General features: G+C 51.0%; 21 protein-coding genes. 15 read left to right on the forward strand and 6 right to left on the reverse strand.

The window, feature by feature from the left end:
* Positions 1-24 precede the first annotated feature (24 nt).
* The gene (locus tag HY774_12420) at positions 25-462 is read left to right on the forward strand and encodes a hypothetical protein (protein ID MBI4749287.1); all 438 of its coding nucleotides are present in this window, start codon (positions 25-27) and stop codon (positions 460-462) included.
* A 190-nt stretch (positions 463-652) separates the two neighbouring features.
* Positions 653-2434 carry a sigma 54-interacting transcriptional regulator gene (locus HY774_12425; protein ID MBI4749288.1) on the forward strand — a complete coding sequence of 594 codons (1782 nt, stop codon included), beginning with the start codon at positions 653-655 and terminating at the stop codon, positions 2432-2434.
* Positions 2435-2503: 69 nt separating this feature from the next.
* On the opposite strand, the gene HY774_12430 is transcribed toward HY774_12425, so the two are convergent.
* The 4 genes from HY774_12430 to HY774_12445 form a co-directional block, all read right to left on the reverse strand.
* Positions 2504-3376: a glycosyltransferase gene (locus HY774_12430; protein MBI4749289.1), complete on the reverse strand. Its 873-nt coding sequence runs from the start codon at positions 3374-3376 to the stop codon at positions 2504-2506.
* A gap of 398 nt (positions 3377-3774) precedes the next feature.
* Positions 3775-4710: a glycosyltransferase gene (locus tag HY774_12435; GenBank protein ID MBI4749290.1), complete on the reverse strand. Its 936-nt coding sequence runs from the start codon at positions 4708-4710 to the stop codon at positions 3775-3777.
* Between the two features lie 4 nt (positions 4711-4714).
* Positions 4715-5779, reverse strand: coding sequence for a Gfo/Idh/MocA family oxidoreductase (locus HY774_12440; protein ID MBI4749291.1), 1065 nt, complete (start codon positions 5777-5779; stop codon positions 4715-4717).
* 204 nt (positions 5780-5983) lie between these two features.
* Positions 5984-6778: a carbon-nitrogen hydrolase family protein gene (locus tag HY774_12445; GenBank protein ID MBI4749292.1), complete on the reverse strand. Its 795-nt coding sequence runs from the start codon at positions 6776-6778 to the stop codon at positions 5984-5986.
* A gap of 688 nt (positions 6779-7466) precedes the next feature.
* Here HY774_12445 and HY774_12450 point away from each other — a divergent pair.
* The 10 genes from HY774_12450 to HY774_12495 all read left to right on the forward strand — a co-directional run bounded on the left by HY774_12450 (position 7467) and on the right by HY774_12495 (position 17341).
* A complete protein-coding gene (locus HY774_12450) occupies positions 7467-9947 on the forward strand; it encodes a TonB-dependent receptor (protein MBI4749293.1) in 2481 nt (826 codons plus the stop codon).
* Between the two features lie 125 nt (positions 9948-10072).
* Positions 10073-10282: a hypothetical protein gene (locus HY774_12455; GenBank protein MBI4749294.1), complete on the forward strand. Its 210-nt coding sequence runs from the start codon at positions 10073-10075 to the stop codon at positions 10280-10282.
* Between the two features lie 416 nt (positions 10283-10698).
* On the forward strand, positions 10699-10878 hold the full coding sequence (locus HY774_12460; protein MBI4749295.1) for a hypothetical protein: 180 nt from the start codon (positions 10699-10701) through the stop codon (positions 10876-10878).
* A complete protein-coding gene (locus HY774_12465; GenBank protein ID MBI4749296.1) occupies positions 10847-11749 on the forward strand; it encodes a hemin ABC transporter substrate-binding protein in 903 nt (300 codons plus the stop codon). Before HY774_12460 ends, HY774_12465 begins: the two co-directional genes overlap by 32 nt.
* The gene (locus HY774_12470) at positions 11746-12828 is read left to right on the forward strand and encodes an iron ABC transporter permease (GenBank protein MBI4749297.1); all 1083 of its coding nucleotides are present in this window, start codon (positions 11746-11748) and stop codon (positions 12826-12828) included. The genes HY774_12465 and HY774_12470 overlap by 4 nt, the downstream gene beginning before the upstream one ends.
* 152 nt (positions 12829-12980) lie before the next feature.
* Entirely contained in the window at positions 12981-13856 is an 876-nt protein-coding gene (locus HY774_12475) for a heme ABC transporter ATP-binding protein (protein ID MBI4749298.1), read from the forward strand.
* Positions 13825-14874, forward strand: a complete 1050-nt coding sequence (locus HY774_12480; protein MBI4749299.1) for a hemin-degrading factor — start codon at positions 13825-13827, stop codon at positions 14872-14874. Before HY774_12475 ends, HY774_12480 begins: the two co-directional genes overlap by 32 nt.
* A gap of 103 nt (positions 14875-14977) precedes the next feature.
* Entirely contained in the window at positions 14978-15646 is a 669-nt protein-coding gene (locus HY774_12485; protein ID MBI4749300.1) for a TetR/AcrR family transcriptional regulator, read from the forward strand.
* A gap of 324 nt (positions 15647-15970) precedes the next feature.
* Positions 15971-16423, forward strand: a complete 453-nt coding sequence (locus HY774_12490; GenBank protein MBI4749301.1) for a DUF4281 domain-containing protein — start codon at positions 15971-15973, stop codon at positions 16421-16423.
* 123 nt (positions 16424-16546) lie between these two features.
* Complete coding sequence (locus HY774_12495) at positions 16547-17341, forward strand: hypothetical protein (protein MBI4749302.1); 795 nt, start codon at positions 16547-16549, stop codon at positions 17339-17341.
* Positions 17342-17461: 120 nt separating this feature from the next.
* On the opposite strand, the gene HY774_12500 is transcribed toward HY774_12495, so the two are convergent.
* A complete protein-coding gene (locus HY774_12500) occupies positions 17462-17929 on the reverse strand; it encodes a GNAT family N-acetyltransferase (protein ID MBI4749303.1) in 468 nt (155 codons plus the stop codon).
* Between the two features lie 494 nt (positions 17930-18423).
* Positions 18424-19875, reverse strand: a complete 1452-nt coding sequence (locus HY774_12505; GenBank protein ID MBI4749304.1) for a PLP-dependent aminotransferase family protein — start codon at positions 19873-19875, stop codon at positions 18424-18426.
* A gap of 165 nt (positions 19876-20040) precedes the next feature.
* Between HY774_12505 and HY774_12510 the strand changes: the two genes are divergently transcribed.
* The 3 genes from HY774_12510 to HY774_12520 are packed head-to-tail and all read left to right on the forward strand — an operon-like array spanning position 20041 to position 22246.
* Positions 20041-21033, forward strand: coding sequence for an EamA family transporter (locus HY774_12510; protein MBI4749305.1), 993 nt, complete (start codon positions 20041-20043; stop codon positions 21031-21033).
* 44 nt (positions 21034-21077) lie between these two features.
* Positions 21078-21857, forward strand: a complete 780-nt coding sequence (locus HY774_12515; GenBank protein MBI4749306.1) for a PhzF family phenazine biosynthesis protein — start codon at positions 21078-21080, stop codon at positions 21855-21857.
* A 23-nt stretch (positions 21858-21880) separates the two neighbouring features.
* Positions 21881-22246 carry a nuclear transport factor 2 family protein gene (locus tag HY774_12520; protein ID MBI4749307.1) on the forward strand — a complete coding sequence of 122 codons (366 nt, stop codon included), beginning with the start codon at positions 21881-21883 and terminating at the stop codon, positions 22244-22246.
* The last annotated feature ends 157 nt before the right edge of the window (positions 22247-22403 follow it).

The following is a 22403-nucleotide window of genomic DNA, read 5'->3' on the forward strand; positions in this document are numbered from 1 at the left end:
TTTGACTGTTCGCTTACCGTACCGATGAACAAACCTGGTTGGCAAGGCAAAAAAAGAGCGCCGGTGGAAAACCACCTGCGCTTGAGAGAGTCAACAATTGAGGAGACGGAAAGAAACAGTGCAATACGAGAATTCAAATACAGTGCAAAAAACGCGGCCCTTTCGGGAAATAAAAAATTCACTTCAAAAAGAATGTTTCGACTGGCTTATACGGGAAGTAAGGTACAGCCACCTGATCAACCGTGTAAGCCAGCGAAAAGAGCCCAGATCAAAAAACCGATTCAGGGAAGGCAATTCAAAAATCTAAGCGTTGATGATCTCATCTTGGGCAAACCTCGTGCCAGAAATTTCATACCAGAAATACTTTTCTTTCTAACACCAATAAATCGTTTATTTATTAAAGGTTACACTTTCTTCAAAGAACCTGCTGGAAGAGATACATCGCTGTTTTTTAACTTTTAGGTTAAAGTTATTCACCTTTTGGTTAAAATGTGGGTTTCGCTCGCGGGTCAAATTGAAGCCCAATTGTAATTTAACCTGGGACGTTAAAATTTAATTTAAAGTCAGTTTATCTACCTTCAGTCTCCGCTGGATACCCCGGCCTGCTGTCGAATAGCGAGCCCGCGATCCCAGTGAGTACCCAAACCTACCTATGCCCCCAAAAGTCGTAGTCATTGCCGGTCCCTTGCGTGGTGCCACCTATGAATTGAGTACACCGGAACTCCTGATTGGTCGGAGTTCAGCCTGTGGGATTGCGGTTTCAGATCCTCTGCTTTCGCGCCATCATGCCTGTCTGGCAAACAAAGAAGGCCAGATTTGGCTCATTGATCTCAACAGTCGGAACGGCGTTTTTGTCAACGGACTGCCGGTTCAAAAAAGATTGTTGAAAAATGGTGATCACGTCGTGATGGGCGGCTCATTTATGGTCTACTTAAATGAGGATGAATCATCTGACCCGGATGAAAAAAGTGGAGAGGCATCCCTCACCGCGACGCAAAGCCGGACTCGAACTGAAACCAAAGAGGACCTCTTTCCACAGATTGTGGCAACCGCCCTGGAATTAGTGCCAGCCGACCGCGCCGCCTTGTTTTTGGCCAACGAAGACCGTGGATTTTTACAATTTGCCTGTTCCTGGGATCGAAGACAGAGTTCACCCACGCCGTTTGAAGTTGATCCAAAAATTATTCACCAGGCATTTAGCCAGGCCAAACCGGTGGTTCACAATCAACTGGCCAGCTCGGGAATCATGCTTGGAAACGGGCAGATTCTAAACGCTCAACTCTGTGTGCCGCTCATTTCGCCAAAACCAATCGGAGTTTTATACCTCGATACCACCGATGAGCTGATTTCTTATTCACCACGCGACATCAAGCATGCCATGACCGTTACCGATCTGGCGGCGGTTGCCATCAAGCGACTCTGGAAATTCCGCCAGATGGTGGATGACCAGCGTAAGCTTCAAGCCGAACTGGACTCTCCGCGGGGAATGGTTGGTGAAAGCCAGGCCATGCAACACGTGTATCAGTTTGTCAACAAAGTGGCGAAAACCGATTCAACCGTTTTGATTTTAGGTGAAAGCGGCACGGGGAAAGAACTGGTGGCCCGCGAACTTCATGCCAGCAGCCCGCGCTCTAACCAGCCGTTTGTAGCGGTGAATTGCGCCTCGCTGGTGGAAAACCTGCTCGAAAGCGAATTGTTTGGCCATGAGAAGGGTTCCTTCACCGGCGCGATTGCGACGAAGAAAGGGAAATTTGAAGTTGCCGATGGCGGAACATTGTTTCTGGACGAAATCGGAGAATTGCCGCTTTCGATCCAGGCTCGGTTGCTGCGAGCCCTGCAAGAACGGCAAATTGATCGCGTCGGCGGGCTCAAACCCATCAAAGTCAATATTCGAATTATCGCGGCAACCAATCGCGACCTTGAAGGCCAGGTCAAACTCGGGAATTTTCGCCAGGACCTTTTTTTTCGACTCAATGTCCTGTCGGTGACCATGCCGCCGCTCCGTGAGCGCCGTCAGGATATTCCACTGCTGGCAAATTACTTTACCGCCAAATTCAGCCGGGATCTCAATCGAAAAATGGTGGGCGTAACGCCCGATGCACGACGCTACTTGATGAATTATGACTGGCCGGGGAATGTGCGCGAACTCCAAAATGCGATTGAACACGCCGTGGTTCTCGGAGGAGCTGATTCGATTCTGCCGGAAGATTTGCCCGAATCAATCCTTGAAAAAACGCCGGTCCGGCTAGAAGAACGATTCCATTACCACGAAGCCGTAACCAACTTTAAACGCCAACTGGTACAGGAGGCGATTTACAAAGCCGATGGAAACTACCTGACGGTCGCTGAAATGCTGGGTGTTCATCCAAACTATTTGTACCGATTGGTAAAAAACCTGGACCTGAAACTTCCAAAACCTGATTCGAAAGGCTGATTTGGAGTGCGGCGGCTTAACGTCGGTTTCAGATTCAAAAGCAGCGTCAAGTCACCACATTTCAATTATTTATTTCCTCCCGGCTTCAGCAAAAAAACCGGCGGCATTGGCAACCTGAGTCACCACCAAAAGCAGCGTTAAAACACAGGCTCTGGAGACTGGAAACCGTCTGAATGGGTAAAAAACCAGGCTCAAATAAAAAACTGGCGGTTCGATCCGAATTCGATAAAGATTGAGATTGGCTCTGAGCCGGTGATAACGAAAAGCGCCCCGTCCGTAACTGAAGTGTTGTCGCCAGAATTGGGAAAAGGTCAGGGAATGGTAATGATAAATAACGACTTCTGGCGCATACACCAACTGAAATCCGTGACGCTCCCACCGATGAGAAACTTCGCGGTCCTCCCCGGCTGACCGAAAAAAATTCACATCATCAAATCCTTTGATTTCAGCAAACTGTTGCAGTGAAACCACCATGTTATTGGAGGTAAAGAATCCTCCGGGGTGATGTTGGAGGTGGTAATACTCGTACAGATAATCTTGCAGTAACTGGCTGGCTGTCGAAAAAATATTGGTCGTCAGGCCATTGATGACGTATCCGCCAACCATTGACACTGGATTCGTTTTGACCCGCTCGGCAATTGTGCACAGCCAATTTGTTGCTGGCCGACAGTCATCATCGGTAAAACACAGGTATTTGCCTTGCGCCTTTTCCATCCCGGTATTGCGGGCCCGAGCTGGCCCCCCGCGTTTTTGCGTCACACAGGTCAAATTGAGTCTATCGGCAAACTGCAAAGCCACATCTTCAATCGGCGGGTCGCTTTCATCATCAACCACAATCACTTCAAACTGATCAGGCGGAAAATCAAGCCGAGTCAGTGATTCCAGACATTCGGCAAGATGTTGTGGCCGGCCATGGGTCGCGATAATGATGGAAAATTCCATTTGGAAAACCAAAAAGATTACAGTCAGTAGTCAGTAGTCAGTAGTCAGTAGTCAGTAGTCAGTAGTCAGTAGTCAGTAGTCAGTAGTCAGTAGTCAGTAGTCAGTAGTCAGTAGTCAGTAGTCAGTAGTCAGTAGTCAGTCAGTAGTCAGTAGTCAGTAGTCAGTAGTCAGTAGTCGAGTGTTGGGATTTTGGGATTTGTGTCAAGTGGATTTGGTTCTATTTGAGATATTTAGAAGCAATTCTTTTCAAGGATTCCAGGGATTCAACGATCCGGGTTTTGTCTACTGACTACTGACTTATCAACTACTGACTTAGGAGCAATTCTTTTCAAGAATTCGACGGATTCAACGATCCGGGTTTTGTCTACGGACTACTGACTACTGACTACTGACTGCTTTTACATAAAGCGATGCCGGTTAAACTCCAGATCCGCCAGAATTGGATTCGCCTGTCCGGGGCCAAATCCATAGCCAATCATTTCGCCAAACCCATCAACCCACAACAATAGAGCCATCGCCGGGAAAACTCCGAATGAAAGCTGACTGAGGTTTCCAGAGTCCTTCAAAAACCGACAAATCTTCAAAAACCGAACCAGGGGGATCAACGGTGCCAGGACAAAGTAGACGCCACGATAAAGCGGCGACATGGTTTTGGTTCGTGCCGCCGCAAACAAACGGCCACCATAAAATCTGAGCGGAATCGAGGCGCCAACCACGGCAAAATTCAAGTGGAGAATCTGGGCTTTCGGTTCAAGATAGAGTTGGAAGCCACGTCGGTGCAGGTCCCAATGCAGAATGCTTTCCGCATCCAGAAACCGTTCCAGTTGATCGCCATAGTCGAGCAGCACCTCGCGCTTGTATGAACAATTGTGGCCCGGCAGATGCGACATGGTTCTGGCGGTTGGAATATTAAACCACTCACTGTACTCAATCAGAAAATTGACCCAACTGATGATCGTTTGCGGATTGGCGTTTTTCAAGGTTGGGCCAACAGCGGCCCAGGGTTGTCGGTGAGCTTCAATTAGCGCAGTGGCCCATCCGTGACTGGGAAAGACATGGTCTTCGACAAAAACAACAATCGGAGCTTTCGCCGCTCGAACCCCCGCGGCCCGGCCTTTCGGCGTGGCATCCAGCATACCGACCTCAACCACCTGAAAACTGTGGAAGGCAGCCACGTCATCGAGGTTGAGATTCAGCCGTTCGCGTGACGGAGCAACCAGAATCAATTCAATCTGGTCGCACCCCTCCTGTTTGGTGAGGTGGCGAACAACCTTGCGAATTGACTCAAACGAATTGGGTGTAATCAGAATAGCTGATAGCGCAGGAATAGACATAAATTCAGTGTGTAGGGAAAGCAACTTCTGAAACGGAAACCATTTGATGGCCGGCAGCCGAAGCTTCAGCCGCAATGATGACCTTTAAACTGGTAAATCCATCTGAGAAGTCAGGAAAATCCGAAGTCTGACGGCGGATGGCTTGAAAAAAAATATTCAGCGCTTGCTGGTATGACGGTTCAAATCCAGGGTGAAGCAGTTTTTGCAGAATATAAGGTGTGCGACCAATCAACTGACCGGTCTGTTTTAGCTGTTTAAGCCGATATGAATCAAGCCGGGCATCGCGAAAATGGACATCAAAAGATCGGTACCGATCAACCGTGAGTTTCCCATGGCGTCCATAGATTTCAAAACCATCTTCATCCACAGCACTTTGCGAAAAAAATGACTCAATCGTGAGGCCATTTTCCAGGTGCAAAACCAGTGTGGCCGTATCAGCTTCGGCCCGGATGGACCGGACGGTGGCTGAAACCAGATGAATTTCCTGTTCAAAAAAATATCGGACCAGATCAACGTGGTGTGAGGCCAAATCAAGCAGCACGCCGCCACCGAGCTGCCGGGATTGCCGCCACTCTGGCAACGGGTGGCTTGAAGTCGAAAAAACACTTCGGACCTGGACCAGATCGCCGATTTTCCCTGATTGCAACAGACGTCTCAATTTCTGGTAGAGCGGATGAAACCGATAATTGTACCCGATCATTCCGATGAGACCTGACTGTTTCCAGGTAGCGAGTACCTGCTCCCCTTCTGCCCGGCTGGTTGCCAGCGGTTTTTCAAGGTAGACGTGTTTGCCCTGAGTGAGTGCATCAATCGTTGTTTGGGCGTGCAGGTGAGTTGGTAAACAAATCAACACTGCATCAATTTCAGCCAAAGCCAGGAGTTCCCGATAGTCTGCAAACGGCTTCGCACCGGGATAGCGAGATGCGACGCTGGCGCGTTGAACAGCGTCCGATTCCGCCAGCGCCGCCAGTTTTACATTCGGAAGACGGATAATATTCGGCAAATGAACCAGTTGGGCAATGGTGCCACATCCGATGAGCCCGAGGTTGAGGGTGGGTTGAGATGGCATATGTGAGGTTCGGAGTTCGGGGTTCGGGGTTTAGAAAAGACAAAGGGACAAAAAGGACATAAAGGACGAAAAGGATATAAATTCGAAACCCCGGAATCCAGAGTTCTCAATCCTGACCAGGTAACCAACTGACAAGGTGACAAGGTGATTTCTTTCATCCCTCATCCCTCATCCCTCATCCCTTCAGAAAACCCGGAATTGCCCCTACATCCGACGGTGCAACAAACAGGGCATTGCTTTGCGAATGCGGGCAAGGTGATTGGTGTCAATTTCAGCCATGATGAAGCATTCGCGATCTGGCGCCGTTGCCAGGACCATCCCCCAGGGGTCAATAATCATGGCTCGTCCATAACTGGCGCGTTTCGGAGTGTGCTGGCCAAACTGAGCCGGAGCAACGACATACACCTGATTTTCAATCGCGCGGGCCCGCAACAGAATTTCCCAGTGGTCTTTTCCAGTCTGAAGTGTAAACGCGGCTGGAATGAATAAAACCTGAGCGCCCTGGGCCGTGAGTTGGCGGTAGAGTTCGGGAAATCGCAGGTCGTAACAAATTGAAAGTCCAAAACAGACATCATCAATCGTGACCGTTACGGCTTCGTCGCCTGGCTCCACAAAGCGGGATTCTTCGAGCACGGTTCCATCGGGCAAGGTGACGTCAAACAGGTGAATTTTCCGATACATCGCCAGTCGTTTGCCATCCGGCCCAAAGAGCAGGCTGGTGTTAAAGACTTTTTGATTGGGGGCGGTTTCAGGAAAACTCCCCGCCAGCAGGGAAATGCCGTGTTTTTGAGCCAGTTGTTTGAGCCAGTCGGCCAGCTCTCCGTCGAGCGACTGGTGATATCCGATGTCTTCGCCTTCAGAGCGCAAATAGGCAAAATTTTCCGGAAGTGCCACCAGCGTGGCACCGCGGTGGGCGGCTTCGGCCACCAGTGACGCCACCCGGTTGAGATTAGATTCGACCTGATCAGTTGATCTGAGTTGGACCGCCGCAATGAGCATAGGAAGACCTGTTATAAATTATGAATTATGAATTAAGTGCCTTACCGAAAATTTCCAGACATTTTAACCACGAAACACACGAACGACACGAAAAGAATCAAACACTTACCAAATCCAATATCTCAGGAAACTTATGACAAGGTACTTATGAATGCAGGAAGCGTTAGGTATTTAACAAATCAAATAACTGAAGGTGAATGCTTTAATATTCATTTTTTCTATTAGGCTCTATTCTTTTGAATAGCTACTGGGATATCAAGCTATATTCATAATTCATAATTCATAATTGGTATTTGGGCAACTATGCCATTTCCTGGGCCGGGCTGCAAAAAATAGTCACACTCTGAAAAAGGGCTTGACAAAAATCAGTTCAAGTCATAGCTTGCTGGGGTTAGTTGAAAATGAATTTCAATTCTAGCAAAATCAAACCCAACCATCCTGCCAGGTGATTGGGGGTGATGGCGCACGGTGAAATCGGCATTGGCTTCACCGTGTGGACGTTCCTTCGTTGGTTGTTCTCCATAGCATGAAGCGAAAAGCCTCCGGTGCTGCCACACCGGAGGCCCTTTTTCGCCACTGCAGCTTCTGTTTGCGCATCCGCTCCCAGTGGCGCCGCCGATCATAGCACGCCACTGCGACAAAACACACACACCAGATTCTCTTTTGCGTCCTGTCTGAGGTGCTCCACATGTCGTTTTCTGGCTTTTTTGATCGGCGCAGCCCGCGTCGAAATTCGTTGCCTGTTCACCCTCTGGTTTGGCTCGGACTCACGGTCTGTTGCCTGATTTCATTCTCGCTGCCAATTCTGGCGACTCCTCTTGATGGAAAAGTTGTCGGCCAGATCAAGGATAGTACCGGAGAGCCCATTCCGGGTGCCACCATTGAACTCAAACCCTCCCTCGCCGGCTCAATTTTTTCCGGTGTGACGGATGTGTCAGGAGTTTTTTCGGTCGAAAATCTTGTTCCCGGACGCTACCTGGTCAAGATTTCACAACCTGGATTCTCAACTCGAACCACCGAGGTTGAAGTTCAGCCCGGCGATGCGACCCAGTTTGAAATCATCCTTACGCCGGGTTTGATCACGGAAACGGTCACGGTCACGGCGGCTCGAATCGAACTGGTCGCCCAGGATACACCGGTTCCCGTGACAGTCATTGACCGAACCCAGCTTGACCGCCAGCCGGTTGCGACCATCGGAGATTTATTCCGATCTTTACCCGGCGTCAGCACTGCCAGTGAAGGCCCCTTCCAGGTTCGGCCCCGGATTCGCGGCCTTGAAAGTAACCGGGTGTTGATCCTGGTTGATGGCGAACGCCTGAACCATACCCGCACCTCAACCTCCGAATCAGGCATTGAAATCGGACTGGTTGGCGTGGATCAAATTGAAACCGTTGAAGTTTTGCGCGGGAGTGGATCTGTTCTCTATGGTACGGATGCCCTTGGCGGCACCATCAACCTTATCACCCGCGATACCTTGCCACGCCAGACATCCGGGTTTCGGTTTTCCGGCGGAGTCAGCAGCTTTTTCAGTTCGAATGAAACCGGACGGCGTGGGACGGCTAATCTCGCCGGTGCCAGTCGCTGGTTTGCCTTCCGGGTGTCGCACACCCAGGACCGTTATGAAAACTACCACAGCGGCGAATTTATCAATGCGGCTGGAACCACGTTGCCGACGGAAGTCTTAAATTCCAATTATCACGGCAGCAATACGTCAGTGCTTGGAAAGTTCTTTTTCAATGACCGCCATTCGCTCAAAGCCGTTTATGACCGGTATCGAGCTGCCGATATCGGCGTTCCCAATGTAACAGGTGTTTTTACCGCCTTCTTTCCGTTTTCCAACCGCGAAAAATTCAGCCTGCGCTATGACGGACAGGACCTGACTTCGCATCTGGCGCATCTTTCAGCCAGATTTTACCGGCAAGATCAGGAACGCAATTTTACAAATCGGTTGCGAGTGCCCGGTTTTTCACAAGTGAGTGAGACGTTAACCGATACTGAATCAATTGGATACGACGTCCAGACCAACTGGATTTTCGGTCGAAAGACAGCCGTGACGGCTGGTTCAAGCCTCTTTCGCGATGAAAACCAGGATTCGCGAACCATCCAAAGCAGCTTTGGTCCAATTACCCAGACTGACACCTCGAAGAGTGTTCCGAATGCAACTTTTGCTGACTTTGCCCTCTTTGCCCAGGGAAGACACCAGCTTTCCAACCGGTTGAGCGTCACGGCGGGCATTCGTTTTGACCGCTTTCTGATTGATTCCGAGCGAACACCGGGATTTGATATCCCGCCGTTTTTCACGCCTTCTCAAATCGAAGATCTGGGGCTTGGCGGATTGGAAGACGGGTTAAATCTGACCAATACCGCCGTGAGTGGTGATGTCGGCGTGGTCTTCAAACCCGTAGACACCCTGAGCCTGGCTGCCCGAGTGGGGCGATCTTTCCGCGAAGCCAACCTCTTTGAGCGATTTTTCACCAATTTTGGCTCCGCTGAAGGCTTTGTGGTTGGGAATCCAAATCTGAAGGCTGAGTCGGGAATCAATTTCGACGTCAGTGCCAGGGTCAAGACTTCGTTTTTGGCCAGCTCCATCACCTATTTCAACAACAACTATGAAAATTTCCTGAGTAGCCGTCAGGCGATTGACCGCAATGGCAATCCCATTACAGTGAGTGCCGGGCCGGGCCGCCCGCCGATTTCAGTCTTCCAAAGCATCAACATCGGGGAAGCCCGTATTCAAGGGTTCGAAGCTGATTTTGAAGCTTCCCGCCCGGTTGGCCGCGGCTTTTTGGTGCCATTTGGAAATTTGAGTTATCTGCGTGGCACAAACAAACAAACCGGTAATCCACTCGACTTTATCAGCCCGTTTCGGTCGCTGATGGGCCTGAGATACCACGATGCCAAAGACTGGTTTTGGGCCGAATATTCAACCCGAATTGTTACTACCCAGGATCGCCTCACCGCCTCGTTCAAACAGGGCAACGGTGGAAATGAGCCAGGGTTTGTAACGCACGACATTCGGGGCGGTATCAACTTTACCCGTGAACACACCCGGACAAGCATCGTGCTCGGCGTGACCAATCTTGGGAATCGTGCCTATAACGAACAATTTGTCTTCGCCCCAGCCCGTGGCCGGAGCTTCACGCTGGGCGTAAACTTCCGATTTTTCTAAGTTCCCCTCACACGATAGTACTTTCCTTCAGCGTGTTCGTGGGAAACGCGCCCATCGGAGGTCATTCCGAATGGAACATGCCTCCGATGGCCTTTGTTTTGAAATATTGATGGAGATTGACTTGTATGACTTACCACCCGACATCGTTACGCGGTTATTGTTTTCAATGTATCGAAGGCCACGTTCATCTCAAATGGGACAACGTCGTGCTTTCTTTTTCACCCTCGGAATTTTCCTGTCTGGCCCAGTTGGTCAAAGCAATGGATACCCGGCTTCGCGAGCATGAACCAGTGCTGGCGGCGCTGCCCGGCGAAGTAAGTTCATTGCCAATGTAGGAATAGGGGCTGAACAAACCAGGGCTCAGGGCCTTGTCATTACCCAAATTTTTTTAACTTGTCTCTAACCTCAGCTCATTCAAAGAGTTACTGAAATCATTTTTCGGTTGTTGTCTCAGTTGACCACTGATTGTCCTGAAAACCCTTGAATTGAGAATCAACAACTTACGAAGATGATTGAGGCCAATTTTGGAGAACTGAAAAAATTTGGGTAATGACAAGGCTCAGGGCTCGGGGCTGAAGACTCGCAAGCTCGGGGCTGAAGAAAACGGGTTCCAAACCCTGAGCCCAATGTCTTCAGCCCGACTTTTTCAGCCCGAGTCAACTTTCCCCAGGAGGAATATATGATTCGCCAATCATTCTCTTTTTTTTCTGTTCAAAGTCGCTGGCTCAAGAGCGAGCATCCCCGAATTTATATGAGTGAAACCGGCCGGGTTCATATCGAAACCGACCACACCCGGACGTCGCTTTCATCCGAGGAATTTCTCGCCCTGGTGCGCTCACTGGTAAAATCGAAAGGAAACCCTGGAAACAATGGTTACTGGAATCCGCAAGCCTCACTCTTTGACTCTTTTTCTCTGCGCCCTGGTTCTTAGTTTGATTTCTGGATGTCGGACAAACCAGCCATCCGCGCCAGTAACGGCAGGTTCGGTCAAACCACCTCCAGGCGTAATCAATACCGAACGGATTGTAACGATTGGGGCCAGTATTTCTGAATCGGTCTGTGCGCTGGGAAGTGAAAAACAGATTGTCGGCGCTGATGATACCAGCCAGTTTCCTGACAGCGTTGCCCGCCTGCCAAAAGTTGGCTACCAGCGGACATTACAGCCAGAGGGGATTCTCTCGCTGAAACCAACCGTGGTGATGGTTTCTTCCGAAGCCGGTCCAGTCGAAACGTTTGAGCAAATTCGGCGCGCTGGAGTTCCGGTTTTTGTTATTCCATCGGACTACAGCGCGGAAGGTGTCAAAAACAAAATTCGCCAGATTGGTCAACTTCTCGACAAAAAAGCCGCCACCGAAGCACTGATTTCCCGGCTGGATCAGGAATTCTCCGCCGTGGTCAGCCTTGCCAGTCAAAGTTCCAGCCACCCGAAAGTTCTTTTTTTCTATTCACGTGGCCAGGGAGCCCAGATGATTGCCGGAACCGAAACCCCGGCGGATGCGATGATTCGCCTGGCTGGCGCCGAGAACGCGGTCAAGACATTCACCGGGTATAAACCAATGACTCCCGAAGCAACGGTTGCGGCCAACCCGGATGTGATTTTAGTCCCCGCCAAAACGCTGGAATTGATGGGTGGCGTCGAGGCGCTGATTCAGCTTCCTGGAATTGAACAAACCGAGGCCGGAAAACACCGTCGGGTGGTGGCCGTTGATGACGCTGAGTTGCTGGGATTCGGCCCCCGAACGGCTGGCGCGCTCAACCGGCTGGTGAAAGAATTTCATCCTGAATCAGGGAAACAGCCATGAGTGCTCAGGATGTTGGGCTCAGAATTCGAAAAAATGACCGGTTTCCATACTGGCCGGTCATTGGTGGACTGGTATGCTTGCTGGTACTCGTTGGGTTTGCGGCACTTGGCGCGGGGGCGGTCCATCTTTCGTGGACGCAAATCATTGATGTTTTCGCAAAATACCTTGGGCTCGCCGGCGGCGAATTGAGTCTTTCACGCCAGGAAGAAATCGTGCTGGTTTCAATCCGACTGCCGCGAATTGTGGTCGCGATGGTGATTGGCGCCGCTCTGGCACTCGCAGGTGTTGCCACCCAGGGGCTGTTTCGAAACCCGCTGGCAGATCCGGGCTTAATCGGCGTTTCCAGTGGGTCTGCCCTTGGCGCCGTGGTGGCCATTGTGGCGCATACCAAAGTCCGCATGTTCCTGCCGGAGATTTCAGGTATCGGCCTGCCGATGCTGACCGCTTTTATCGGCGGATTGCTCGTTTCGATCATTGTCCATCAGGGAAGCATTCGCCAAAACCAGCCGTCAATGTCCCGAATGCTCCTGGTCGGCATTGCGGTCAATGCCCTGTGCTCGGCTATTACCGGATGGCTCACCTTTCAAGCCAGCGAAGCCCAGTTGCGGTCAATCACTTTCTGGAGTTTGGGGAGTCTGGCCAATTTAAACTGGAACATCACGCTGATTTTACTGGCTGTGTCACTTCCGGCAGCCGTGATGGTCGTTCGGTGCGCCCAGCCTTTAAATGTGCTGCTGCTCGGGGAAGCCGAAGCCCATCACCTCGGAATCAACGTCCGGTATATAAAACAAACCGTCGTGATGGCAACGGCGCTTCTGGTCGGTTCAAGCGTTGCTGCCGTCGGGATGATTGCCTTTGTCGGACTGGTGGTTCCGCATCTCGGTCGGCTTCTGGTTGGACCGCACCACCGGATTTTATTTCCCGTGGCGGCCTTGATTGGTGCGGTTTTGCTCCCAGCCGCTGATATTCTGGCCCGGACGGTCATTGCACCGGCTGAACTTCCGATTGGAATCGTGACCGCCGTGATGGGAGCGCCGTTTTTTCTGTGGTTGATTTGGAAAAATGATCGCGGATTGTGAAGTTTGGGGTTCCGGGTTCCGGGTTCCGGGTCTTCGAAGAAATTGTTTTTATGTCCTTTATGTCCCTTTTGTCCTTTACGTCCTTTTCTCGAAAACCCCGAACCCCGAACCCCGAACCCCGAACCCCGAACCCCGGAAGCGGAAAGGTCACTATGCTATTACAGGTTGATTCCGTCAGTTATCAGGTCAATGGCATATCAATCCTCAAAGATATTTCCTTGCGCGTGGAGGCCGGGCAGTTGCTTGCCGTGATTGGTCCAAATGGCGCCGGGAAATCCACACTGTTTCGTCTGGTGTGCGGAGACATCGAGCCAAATCAGGGACTCATTCACATTGGCGGGAAATTGCTTGACGAGTGGACACCCGGTGCTCTGGCCAAAATCAGAGCTGTCCTGCGCCAGCAAACTATTCTGCAATTCCCGTTTACCGTTGAGGAAGTCATTTCGCTCGGATTGTCGCCGTATCATCACGAACTGACCCACGCCGACAAACAATCCATCATTGAAAATATGATTGAGCTGGCTGAAATCAGTCATTTGCGGCATCGGAGCTACACGACACTCTCCGGCGGAGAACAGCAGCGAACCCATTTCGCCCGCGTTCTGGCACAACTCTGGCCAGCTATCGGCACCGTACCGGTGTTGCTGCTGCTCGACGAACCGACCGCCAGCCTCGATTTGCAGCATCAACATCACGTGCTTTCGATTGCCCGCCAATTGACCCGGCTTGGGGTTGCGGTGGTGGTTGTCGTTCACGATCTCAATCTGGCGGCACAGTATGCCGACCATATTGTTTTATTTCAAAAAGGAGCGGTGGTGGCTGCCGGGACACCCGGTGAAGTCTTGACGAAGCCCACGCTTGAGCGCACGTTTGGAGTTACAGTCGAAGTCACATCTCATCCGACTCGCAATTCGCCACTCATTGTGCCAACCGGTGCTGACCGACAACCGCTTCAGGTTCAACCGCTTTCTGAAAAATTTGTCAAAGGAGTTCGATATGAGTGTTTCAATGGTATCGCAGCCGACTGATCTCAAAGAACGGTGGGCGGAGTTTCGCAAAAATAATCCCAAGGTTCGGATCCGCGATGCGGCGGAACAACTTGGCGTCAGTGAAGCCCAACTGGTGGCCACCGGCTGCGGTGAAACCGCAACCCGCCTCGAAGGCACCTGGAGTGAAATCCTGGATGCCGTCTCACCCATTGGCCGGGTGATGGCTCTGACCCGCAATGAACACGCGGTCCACGAGAAAAAAGGGCTTTACCAGGGCCTGGAAACCACCGGGCAGGTCGGGTTGGTTCATACCGAAGGCATTGACCTGCGAATCTTTTTTTCACGCTGGAAGCTGGGATTTGTTGTTTCGGAAGATTCCGGACAGGCATTTATGCGCCACAGCCTTCAGTTTTTTGATCAAGCTGGAACGGCGCTTCACAAAATTTTCCTGCAGCCGGAGTCAAACTTCGCGGCGCTTGATGAATTAGTGAAACGGTTTCGGTCTGAAGACCAGTCGCCGGTGCAGGTTGTTGAACCGGAAACCACATCCAAAACCATTCGTCCAGACGCTGACATTGATGTCAGGGGACTGCAAGAAGCCTGGTACACCTTAAAAGACACCCACGATTTCTTTGGCATGCTCCGCGCGTTTGAAGTCGAACGAACCCAGGCGTTCCGACTTGTCGCGGCTGATCTGGCCAGACCGGTTTCGACCCAGAGTGCCCGCCAGGCATTGACGCTGGCTTCAGAGCGAGAAGTCTCAATTATGGTATTTGTCGGAAATCCGGGAATTATCCAGATTCACACAGGACAGGTTTCCAAAATTGTGCCCTATGGCGACTGGATCAATGTCATGGATCCAGATTTCAACCTGCACCTGCGCGAAACCGGGATCGCCAGCGCGTGGATTGTTCGCAAACCCACGCTCGATGGAGACGTGACCTCACTTGAACTTTTTGACCAGGACGGCAACAACATCGCGTTGTTCTTTGGCGAGCGAAAACCCGGCAAGCCGGAATTACAATCGTGGCGCAACCTGCTTGCCGACATAAAATAGCGGCAATGGGCCGTCTGGAGTTTTACCGTTCTAAAAATTTTGGTTGACAAAATCTGGTAACGTATCTACCTTAGTTAACACTGTTACCTAAGGTAGATACGTTATGAATGAAAGCATCTCCCCTCGAAAATTGACTCGCCAGGATCGTGTCCGCCAGGCCAGCCAGCACCGACGCGAACAACAACGCGATCAGATTCATCACCTGATTCTTTCGACGGCGGCTGAACTCTTTCTGGCCAGTGGCTATGAAGGATTTTCGCTTCGCAAAGTCGCCGAACAGATTGGATACACCCCAACCACAATTTATCGCTATTTTGACGACAAAGACGATTTGTTGCTGGCCATTGTCCTGGAAGGCTTTCAACAGTTTGAAGCCGCGCTCAAATCAGCCAGTGACGCCCAACCTGACCCATTGCTGCGGTTGATTGACCTTGGTCGCGCCTACGTTCAGTTTGGGCTGGCCCACCCGCTCCATTATCAATTGATGTTTATGCAGCGGGCCGATTTGTTGTTTCGGAAACGCGTTGATGAAGCGGCCCCGCCTGGAAATTCATTTCTGGTGCTCCAGAACGCCGTCCAGGCAGCACTGGATGCGGGTGTTATCAAACCCGGAGACGTCAGAATTTACAGTTATCTTTTATGGACCACTGTTCACGGTATCGTCGCGCTGGCGGTAACCGAGCACCATTATGACACCAGTTTTGCCAACGAACTGACTGAAACCTCACTCCATGCCGTGATTGAAGGAATTCGTTTGGTTCATAGTCAGTAGTCAGTAGTTGATGAGTCAGTAGTCAGTAGTCAGTAGTCAGTAGTTGATGAGTCAGTAGTCAGTAGACAAAACCCGGATCGTTGAATCCGTCGAATTCTTGAAAAGAATTGTTCCTAAGTAACTCAAATAGAACAAAATATACTTGACAGATAATTCAGAAACCCAACACTTGACTACTGACTACTGACTACTGACTACTGACTACTGACTACTGACTACTGACTACTGACTACTGACTACTGACTACTGACTATAGATTTTTTGCTATTTAGTTAACGGTGTTATTTTAAATAGATCTGTTTAATTTCAGGAGCCAAATTTCGTATGGAACAACTTTTCGCCTTGAGCGGATACACGGTGTTGCCCTTCTGGGCGTTGATGATGTTTCTCCCGAAGTGGAAATTCACCGAACGCGTGATGCAATCCCCACTGGTGGCCGCTTTACCGGCTGTGATGTACCTGGTCTTGATTGCTCCCAAAATACCAGTTGTTTTTCCGATTGTGGCTCAACCCACCTTGAAATCGGTGATGCTGTTGCTTGGGTCTGAAGGAGGCGCAACGGTTGGCTGGATTCACTACCTGGCGTTTGACCTGCTGGTTGGTCGGTGGATTTATCTGGATAGCCGCAATCGCAAGCTCTCCCCATTTTTGATCTCGCCCATCCTCTTTTTTACCTTGATGTTTGGTCCGATTGGCTTTGTCGCCTATCTGGTCACGATTGCCATCCATAACCGGCTGGCCCCTGAATTTCAAACCCAACCGTTTGGCGCTCATTGAAACGAAAGGTGTTTGACTATGTTAAACCAATTGAAATCAGATAGTTCAGTTATGAAATCATCCTCCGGTTTATCGTTTTCAGAATCAAGTTTGACTTCCTCCTTGGGATCAGGAGTTCAACCTATGATTGAGACTCTGTTCTCGATTGCTCAGCGCAGCCCGGTCCTCTTTTATTCAGCGGTTGGGTATTTCGTGCTGGCTGTCATTTTTCTTGGATTGATGCCGTTTGAAACCCGGCACGTCATGGGGATTAATGCCTGGATCAAACCTTTGAAATTTGCGATTTCCATCGGAATTTTTTTGGCCACGCTGGCATGGCTGCTCCCATACTTTCGATTTTCCGCCCAGGCTGAAAGCCGGTATGTTTGGATAACGTGGGGCTTGTTTGCGCTTGAAACGGTGATTCTTACGGTTCAGGCGGGGCGCGGCGTGCAATCTCATTTCAATATTACTTCGCCAGTGAATGCACTGCTGTTCAACGTGATGGGAATCGCCATTACCATCAACACCATTCTGGTCGGATACCTGGCCTGGAAAGCTTTTCAGGACAACCTGAGTCTTCCTGCCGGTTTTTTGTGGGGATTGCGATTGGGCCTGCTACTGTTTGTCGTTGCCAGCCTCGAAGGATTTGTGATGGCCAGCCAGCTTGCCCACAGCGTCGGCGTGCCTGACGGTGGACCGGGCCTTCCACTGGTGAACTGGAGCACCCGTGGCGGAGACCTCCGAATTGCCCATTTCATTGGCCTTCACGGCTTACAGGCGCTTCCACTCATCGGAATTCTATTTGACAGGTTCTTTCCAAATTCAAGTTCCCGTCTGGCCGGAAAATTGACGATTCTAGCAAGTTTTGGGTACTGGGCTGTGGCGTTGGGACTGTTTGCCCTGGCCATGTTTGGCATTCCACTCATTCGCCGGTGATGAGGAAAGGGCTGAAAAAAACAGGGCAATCGAAGGGATGAGGAATGAAGGATGAGGGATGAAATAAAACCAATTCTTCAGCCCAATGTCTTCAGCCCCAGGCCCTGAGCCCTGGTTTTTTCAGCCCAGGTTCCGTTCAAAAAACCGGCTCAGCGGATCAGGTTTGTACTCACGGAAAGGCTCGATCTCGCGGTAGCCGTTTTTTACATAGAGGCTAATCGCTTCAGGTTGATGAATACCCGTTTCAAGCTGCAGGGTGTGAATGCCTGCTTCACGAGCCGTTTCCTCAATCGCAGCCAGAAGTTTTTTCCCAAGCCCCAAACCACGCTGGGTTGGATCAACATACATTCGCTTCACCTCGCCAAAGCCTGGCGCCGTCCGCAACAACGCCCCACACCCAACCGCTTTTCCGTCATATCTTGCCACCAAAAGCGTCACCGCCGGATCATTTAAGGCGGAAATTGAAAGAAGGTGGTTGCTCTCAGCCGGGTATAAAGCTGTGAGATATTGGTCAAGTTCTCGAATCAGCCTGATGACTTCGGGAGAGGTGGCTGATTCAACAGCAATGGATAGTTCGAAAGCTGGCATAAGATGTGGTTTGTCAAATTTGGTGAAATCAATCTCACTCAACGCAGCTCGGAGTTCTTCAAAAGTCCTGAAGTTCCGAATCTGGTCAGGTGAAAAAATGAGTTGAAGGTGGCCACTCTCAGGTTTAAACAAAATTGCTGGATACACAATTGACTGCCGATAGGCTGATTCAAACTCATCTTTGTGAAGGATTTCAAGCCTGAATGGACTGGTCTTGAGAAATTCTTGAAACGCCTGGGTGGGGCCAAAATGATGATGGGTTAATGCGCACAAATGACGGGGGTAGGTCGCATAAGCGCCAGGATAAGAAAGCCCGTGCCCTTTCCGTTGGTATTGAATGACGTTCTTGTCGGGCTTGGGTCTCGTCCTGGCCGTGACCGTGGGCTTCGCACCACGGCTATTACACGACGACCCTACGGGCCTGAAATCCTTATCCTGGCGCTTATGGGGGTAGGTCACGGGAGACAAGACCTCCCATACATCCTGTCACTCTGTCACCTTGTCACCCTGTCAGCAAGACTGGCCAGCCCGCCGACGGTTTCAATCGCACGTTGGGTTGTTTCCGACCATCGCTGACCAAAACTGAGCCGAACACAATTCTGATATTTTTTTGATGGGGAAAACATCACCCCTGGCGCAAGGCTGATTTTGTATTCCAGGGCACGATAGTGAAGTTCAAGCGTATCAATACTTTCTGGAAATTCCACCCACAGGACAAACCCACCGTTCGGACGGGTTACTTTTGTTCCAGGTGGGAAGGACTGGTGAATCGCCTGCCTGGCCGCATACAGATGCGAGGCAAAATGTAGTCGTAACTGGCGCAAATAGCGTTCATAGCCGCCATTCTTCAAAAATTCGGCCACCACCATCTGTGGAAGCGTCGCCGTGGCAATGGTGTTCATTCCTTTGAGGCGCTCGACCTGGGCCCGGAATCTCCCTGGTGCCGTCCAGCCGATTCGATATCCTGGGGCCAGGGTTTTGGAAAATGACGCGCAGAGCAAAACCAATCCTTCTTGATCAAACGCTTTGCACGTTTTGGGACGTGTGGTGCCAAAGTTCAAGTCGCCGTAAATGTCATCTTCAATCAATGGAACACGGCGTTTGGCCAGCATTTCAACCAGCCGTTGTTTTTTGGCATCCGGCATACAGCTTCCCAGTGGATTATTGAAATTGGACATCACCAGACATGCGGCAATGGATTGCGACTCAAGGACTGTTTCAAGTGCATCCAGGCAAATCCCGTCAGTTGGGCTAGTTGGAATTTCAAGTGCGCGCATGCCAAGATTTTCAATCACTTGCAAAACACCGTAATAGGTCGGGGATTCAATCGCAATCGTGTCGCCGGCTTTGGCAACCGCTCGCAGACAGAGGTTTAAAGCTTCGATACATCCGTTGGTGACAACGATATCGTCGGCTGACAGATTGCCACCCCAGGTCAGTGACCGGAGGGCAATTTGCCGCCGGAGTTCAGCGTTTCCGGCAATCAATTCATATTCAATCGTGCGTTTCGGCGACCGACGAACTACATCCATCAGGGTTCGATTCAGCCGATTGACCGGCAGCAGATCGGAACTTGGGCTGGCGGCACCGAGTTGAACCAGATCCGGTCGGCGCATGGCCGCCAAAATTGACCCCACCAGATCATCTACGTTGACCGATGTTGCTACCGCTGATGGGCTGGTCCGATTGGGCGTAGGTGGCGATCCCTTTGAAAGCATCCGGACATAAAATCCGGACCGGGGTCGTGATTCGATCAATCCTTTGTTTTCCAAAAGGAAATATGCCTGGAACGCAGTTGCCATACTGACCCGGTGCATTTGCGAGACTTTGCGAACCGATGGAACGCGCTCTCCGGGGCGCAATACACCGTCTTCGATCAGGCGCTCAATTTTTCCAGCGACCTGTTCATATAAATGGGCCTGGGTCTGCAGTGTCAGAGATTCCATGGCAAGTGTCCTTTTGCAACCAAATGTAAAAGCGGCGTCAAGCCGCAGCACTCCATATATCGTAGCCTAAAACTGATCTGGTGGAAAGATGGCAAAACTGAATCTGTTCTGGTCGCTTCAACTACGGTAGAGTTTCGACAGTTCACAAGTGAAAGTTGAAAAACCATGCGAAAAGACACCATGTCATTTGCCGTTGGGCATCCGTTACCGCCAGTGTGGATGCTGGTGGCTGCCTTTGCAGCCGTGTACATCATCTGGGGGTCAACCTTCCTGGCCATCTTATTTGGGCTGGAAACAATTCCTCCGTTTTTGATGGCCGGAACCCGATTTCTGGTGGCGGGCGGCCTGCTGTTTGGTTGGGCGCAACTCAACGGCGCTGGCTGGCCAACCCTGGCCCAATGGCGAAGCGCGGCGGTGCTCGGCGCCGCCATGTTACTAATCGGGAATGGTGCCGTGGTCTGGTCGGAACAGCGTATTCCAACTGGAATCACCGCCTTGCTCATTACCACTGAGCCATTGTGGATCGTGCTGCTCGAATGGGTGATGGAAAAGCAGCGCCCGACGGCCCTGACCTGGGGCGGCCTGGTGCTGGGCACGGTTGGGACAATTGTTCTGATTGGGCCGGGTGTGTTTCAGGGTATGTCAGACGTTGATCTGCTGGGCGCCGCCGCAGTGACCATCGGGGCGCTTTCCTGGGCTGCCGGCTCACTCTATTCGGCACGGGCTGAGATGCCAGCCTCACCAACCTTGAGCACCGGGATTCAAATGCTGGCGGGTGGGGTGTTTCTGTCAATCTTCAGCCTGATGATGGGCGAATGGACTCATTTTGAAGTTGCCAAAGTTTCGCTCAAGTCAGTGCTGGCACTTGGGTATCTGGCGGTGTTTGGCTCCATCATTGCTTACACGGCTTATGTCTGGCTGACCCGAGTCGCACCACCAAGCCGCGTAGCCACCTATGCTTATGTCAACCCGATTATTGCTGTTTTACTCGGATGGGCGGTGTTAAACGAACATATTTCATTTCGAACCATGTGTGCGGCGGCCATGATGATTACCGCCGTGGTGTTGATTACTCTCGGCAAACGAACAGTAGCGAAGCAGAAAATAATTGAAGAGACGACCGTGGATGAAAAATCACTGCCGGAAGCTGCCGTGTAACCAAAGCGGCGTCAAGTGGGCCGCACTCCAAACTGAGGAAATGTATGAAACTCAAAATGTTCCAGGTTGATGCGTTTACAAATCGGTTGTTTGGCGGGAATCCAGCCGCCGTGGTGCCGCTTGAAGACTGGCTGAGCGAGGCCACCATGCAGGCCATTGCGGCTGAAAATAACCTTTCGGAAACCGCCTTTATCGTGCCCGAAGGCAACGATTTCGGGTTGCGCTGGTTTACCCCAGCCGTTGAGGTTGATTTGTGCGGTCACGCCACGCTGGCCACCGCGCATGTGATTTTTACCGAGCTTGATCCGAGTCGCGAAGTCGTTCACTTCCATACGCGAAGCGGAAGGCTGACCGTGACACGTGACAGTGACCGGTTGAGTATGGATTTTCCATCACGAAAACCAGTCCCGGTCGAAGCCCCGCCCTCGCTGATTTCAGCCCTCGGTGCGCAACCAGCCGCGGTTTTAAAATCCCGTGATTTTTTTGTGGTATTTGAAACCGAAGCCGAAGTTCGTGCCCTCACGCCTGATTTCCCTGCCCTTGGGCGGCTTGATACGCTCGGCATTATCGTCACCGCCAAAGGTGATACCGTTGATTTTGTCTCGCGCTTTTTTGCCCCCTATGCTGGCATCAACGAAGACCCGGTCACGGGTTCGGCTCACTGCACATTGATCCCCTACTGGTCAGAACGACTTGGGAAAACCAGTCTCCATGCCCTGCAGGTTTCCCGCCGGGGTGGCGAATTATTTGTGGAAGACCGTGGCGAACGGGTCAAAATTTCAGGAAATGCGGTGACGTTCCTGCGCGGTGAAATCGAATTTTGAGATATCCCACAAAGGATAAACTGATGGTAAAGGATTCATATGTGGACACATTTGCTCGTGATTGGATTGATTCTTGGAACCAACATGACCTTGATCGGATCTTGACGCACTACACTGAAGATGTGGAGTTTTTTTCGCCCAAGATTGTCAAAATCTGGGGTGACCCGTCAGGCCGAATTGTTGGAAAATCAACCTTGCGGAACTATTTTGCAAAAGGATTGGCCGCACAGCCAAACCTCAAATTTGAACTCGTTCAGGTCTTTGTCGGCATCAACACGGTGACGCTGCTTTATGTCAACGCGGCTCAGATTTCTGTGGCTGAAACCATGGAACTCGACGAAACCGGGAAAGCCCGCCGGGTTACTGTTTGCTATCAAAATGAAGAATGATTGGTCAGTACCACCTGCTCACGCGGGTGGTACTGACCAATTTCCCGCCTGCGTCCTTTTCTGGACAAATTTTTCGATTCTTGCCAAATTACCCGCCACCATTTTTACAATTCACGTCACCCTGGAGACTTTTAATCCTGGAAAGTACCCTTCGCGG

The sequence above is a fragment of the Acidobacteriota bacterium genome (genome assembly GCA_016208495.1).
Lineage (GTDB): Bacteria > Acidobacteriota > Blastocatellia > Chloracidobacteriales > Chloracidobacteriaceae > JACQXX01.